This is a genomic window from Pseudomonas sp. K5002 (assembly GCF_013386655.1).
Taxonomy (GTDB): Bacteria; Pseudomonadota; Gammaproteobacteria; order Pseudomonadales; family Pseudomonadaceae; genus Aquipseudomonas.
In genome coordinates, this window is record NZ_JACARK010000858.1 from 1 (window position 1) to 3,909 (window position 3,909).

Here is a 3,909-nt window from a genome sequence, read left to right on the forward strand (position 1 = left end):
GCTCGAGCCCGGCCCGGTGCGGGAGGTTTTCGAGGGTCGACAGCAAATGAGTGATCAGCTCAAGGGCATGGCGTGGGTCCCATTGCAGGGTACGTTCCAGGCCCGGATGCTCGAAGTCGGCCAGCGCCTGGCTCATCCGCCCGCAGAGTTCGCCGAAGCCTGCGATCACCTCGCGCCCCAGATGGGGCAGATGGGTCAGCGGCTGGCCGTCGATGTAGTCCAGCAACCGCAGGTGCACGGTTTGCCCGGCGACGGTCTCGGTCAGCAGTTCTTCGCCAGCAAGCGACGAGATCACCTTGGGCACCCGTACATCCGAATGGCCCTGCAGATGCTTCAAAGCGGCGTGCTGGGCCTGCAACTCGACGGCGGCGTAGTCGCCCCGGCAGATTTTCAGCACAAAGCGGCCACGCTCGCTGTCGATACGGTAATTGAGGTCTTGCTGGCTGCCGAGGGACTGCAACGCCCCACCCAGGCCGTAATGCTGCTCAAGTAGCTGCGTCGCAGGCACAGGCCCGACTTGCGGGCATGGCAGGCTGGCGCGATGAATCAACGTGGCGAGCAACATGTGAAGACCCCTGGCTTTTTTATCAGGCGCTTATATCGCCATTGTTGACGGGGGTTACGCAACCCCTAGTCCCGCGCAGTGCCGTCAATCTGACTGTGGCCCCTTGCACCACTTGGCTCCACAACTCAAGCTATGCTCCATTCGCTTAATGTCTGTCTAAGGAAAAGGGCCTCCGACATGCGCATTCTCATCACCGGCGGCGCCGGATTCATCGGCTCCGCTCTGATCCGGCACCTGATTCAACACACCGGGCACGAAGTGCTCAACCTGGACAAATTGACCTACGCCGGCAATCTTGAGTCGCTGGCCAGCATCGCGAGCAACAGCCGCTACGAGTTCGTCCAGGCCGATATCATCGACCAGGCCACCGTCAGCGCCGTCCTGGCGCGCTTTGAGCCCCACGCGATCATGCACCTGGCGGCCGAGTCTCATGTGGACCGTTCCATCGACGGCCCGTCGGATTTTATCCAGACCAATATCGTCGGTACCTACAGCCTGCTGGAGGCCGCACGCGGTTATTGGCAGAAGCTGGAAGAACCGGCCAAGAGCGCCTTCCGCTTCCACCACATCTCCACCGATGAAGTGTATGGCGACCTGCACGGCGTCGACGACCTGTTCACCGAAACCACGCCCTACGCCCCAAGCTCGCCGTACTCGGCCAGCAAGGCCGCGTCCGATCACCTGGTACGCGCCTGGCAGCGCACTTACGGCCTGCCGGTGCTGTTGACCAATTGCTCGAACAACTACGGGCCGTTCCACTTTCCCGAGAAGCTGATTCCGCTGGTGATCCTCAACGCCCTCGCAGGTAAACCATTGCCGGTGTACGGCGACGGCCTGCAAGTGCGCGACTGGCTGTTCGTCGAAGACCACGCCCGCGCGCTGTTCAAAGTGGTGACTGAAGGTGTGGTAGGCGAGACCTACAACATCGGCGGCCATAACGAGCAGAAGAATATCGACGTGGTGCGCAGCATCTGCGGCCTGCTGGAAGAACTGGCACCACAACGCCCGGCGGGCGTGGAGAAATTCACTGACCTGATCACTTTCGTCAAGGATCGCCCGGGCCACGACCAGCGCTATGCGATCGACGCCAGCAAGATCGAGCGCGAATTGGGCTGGGTGCCCGAAGAAACCTTTGAAACCGGCCTGCGCAAAACCGTGCAGTGGTACCTCGATAACCTGGAATGGTGCCGCAGGGTCCAGGACGGCAGTTATCAAGGCGAACGACTGGGCAACACCGACTTTAAGGATCTGATCGCATGATGAAGGGAATCGTACTGGCCGGTGGCTCCGGCACGCGTTTGCACCCCATTACCCTGGGCGTTTCCAAGCAACTGTTGCCGGTGTATGACAAGCCGATGATCTACTACCCGATCTCGGTGCTGATGCTGGCCGGGATCAAGGAAATCCTGGTGATCTCCACCCCGGTAGACCTGCCGCAATACCGCAACCTGTTGGGCGATGGCAGCCAGTTTGGCGTGCGGTTCACTTATGCGGAGCAGCCGTCCCCGGACGGCCTGGCCCAGGCGTTCTTGATTGGCGAAGAGTTTATCGGCGATGACCCGGTATGCCTGATCCTGGGCGACAACATCTTCCACGGCCAGCACTTCGGCGAACAACTGCGCACTGCTGCCGAACGCCCATCTGGCGCCACGGTATTCGGTTACTGGGTCAAGGACCCGGAGCGTTTCGGCGTGATCGACTTCGACAGCCAGGGCCGCGCGCTGTCCATCGAGGAAAAACCAGCCAAGCCAAAGTCGAGCTACGCGGTGACCGGCCTGTATTTCTACGACAACGACGTGATCAGGATCGCCAAGGCAGTCAAGCCATCGCCACGGGGCGAGTTGGAGATCACCGACGTCAACAACGCCTACCTCAAGCGTGGCGACCTGCACGTGGAGCGCTTCGGCCGTGGTTTCGCCTGGCTCGACACCGGCACCCACGACAGCCTGCTGGAGGCCTCGACGTATGTGCAGACCATCGAGCACCGCCAGGGTTTGAAAGTGGCGTGCCTGGAAGAAATCGCCTACGAGAACGGCTGGATCGACCGTGACCACTTGCTGGAGCGGGCCAAGTACTTCGGCAAGACCGGCTACGGCCAATACCTGTATTCACTGGCCGGGGAGCAAAAATGAAGGTCACCGACACGTCGTTGCCGGGCGTATTGATCATCGAACCGAAAGTGTTCGGTGACGAGCGCGGCTTTTTCTACGAAAGCTTCAACGCCCGCGCCTTCGAAGAGGCCACCGGGCTCAAGCGTGATTTCGTGCAGGACAACCACTCGCGCTCGCAAAAAGGCGTGCTGCGCGGCCTGCATTACCAGCTCGAACATACCCAGGGCAAACTGGTGCGCGTCATCGCCGGCGAAGTGCTGGATGTGGCCGTCGACATCCGCCGCAGCTCGCCCAACTTCGGGCAATGGGTGGGCGTGCGGCTTAGCGCCGATAACCATCGCCAGTTGTGGGTACCGGAAGGTTTCGCCCACGGCTTTGTGGTGCTGAGCGACTACGCCGAGTTCCTCTACAAGACCACCGATTACTACCAGCCGAGCGCCGAGCGTTGCATCCTCTGGAACGACCCGACGCTGGCCATCGACTGGGAACTGACGGAGACGCCGCAACTGTCTGCCAAGGACCAGGCCGGGAAAAGCCTGCAAGAGGCCGACCTGTTCCCATGAAAATCCTTATCAGCGGCCAACATGGCCAAGTCTCCCGGGAGTTGCAACAGCGCCTCCGGGGCCTGGGCGAGTTGATCGTACTGGGCCGCGATCAACTGGACCTGGCGCATCCCGAGCAGATCCGCGACCAGGTACGCGCCCATCGCCCGGGCCTGATCATCAACGCAGCCGCCCATACGGCCGTCGATCAAGCCGAGAGCGAGCCGGACGTGGCCTTCGCCATCAACGCCACCGCGCCCGGGATTTTCGCCGAGGAAGCCAAGGCACTGGGCATTCCGCTGATTCACTATTCCACCGACTACGTGTTCGACGGCAGCAAGGCCGCGCCCTACAACGAGGACGACGCAACCAACCCGCTGGGCGTCTATGGCGCAAGCAAGCTGGCGGGCGAACAGGCGATCGCGGCCATCGGCGGTGAACACCTGATCCTGCGCACCAGCTGGGTCTACTCGACCCACGGCAAGAACTTCCTGCTGACCATGCAACGCCTGCTGCAGGAAAAACCGCAGATGCGCATCGTCGCCGACCAGATCGGCGCGCCAACCTGGGCCGGGACCATCGCCAACAGCACCCGTGCACTGATCGAGCGCTGGCAGGCGGGCGAGGCCGGGGATTGGGGTGTCTACCACCTGACGGCCCAGGGCGAGACCTCGTGGTTCGGCTTTGCCCA

At 61.9% G+C, this 3,909-nt stretch carries 5 protein-coding genes; 4 read left to right on the forward strand and 1 reads right to left on the reverse strand.

Features of this window, described 5'->3' with window-relative positions; translation table 11 throughout:
* A partial coding sequence (locus tag HX846_RS30010; protein ID WP_178966769.1) for a phosphotransferase occupies nucleotides 1-565 on the reverse strand: 565 nt, incomplete at its 3' end.
* Between the two features lie 177 nt (nucleotides 566-742).
* Between HX846_RS30010 and rfbB the strand changes: the two genes are divergently transcribed.
* The 4 genes from rfbB to rfbD all read left to right on the forward strand — a co-directional run.
* On the forward strand, nucleotides 743-1,825 hold the full coding sequence (gene rfbB / locus HX846_RS30015) for a dTDP-glucose 4,6-dehydratase (RefSeq protein WP_177036529.1): 1,083 nt from the start codon (nucleotides 743-745) through the stop codon (nucleotides 1,823-1,825).
* Nucleotides 1,822-2,697 (forward strand): glucose-1-phosphate thymidylyltransferase RfbA, encoded by an 876-nt coding sequence (rfbA, locus tag HX846_RS30020; RefSeq protein ID WP_087692716.1) that lies wholly within the window; start codon nucleotides 1,822-1,824, stop codon nucleotides 2,695-2,697. The genes rfbB and rfbA overlap by 4 nt, the downstream gene beginning before the upstream one ends.
* Entirely contained in the window at nucleotides 2,694-3,239 is a 546-nt protein-coding gene (gene rfbC / locus HX846_RS30025) for a dTDP-4-dehydrorhamnose 3,5-epimerase (RefSeq protein WP_008435750.1), read from the forward strand. The genes rfbA and rfbC overlap by 4 nt, the downstream gene beginning before the upstream one ends.
* Nucleotides 3,236-3,909, forward strand: a 674-nt coding sequence (gene rfbD / locus HX846_RS30030) for a dTDP-4-dehydrorhamnose reductase (RefSeq protein ID WP_178966770.1), incomplete at its 3' end; no start/stop codon positions are given. The genes rfbC and rfbD, both read left to right, overlap by 4 nt.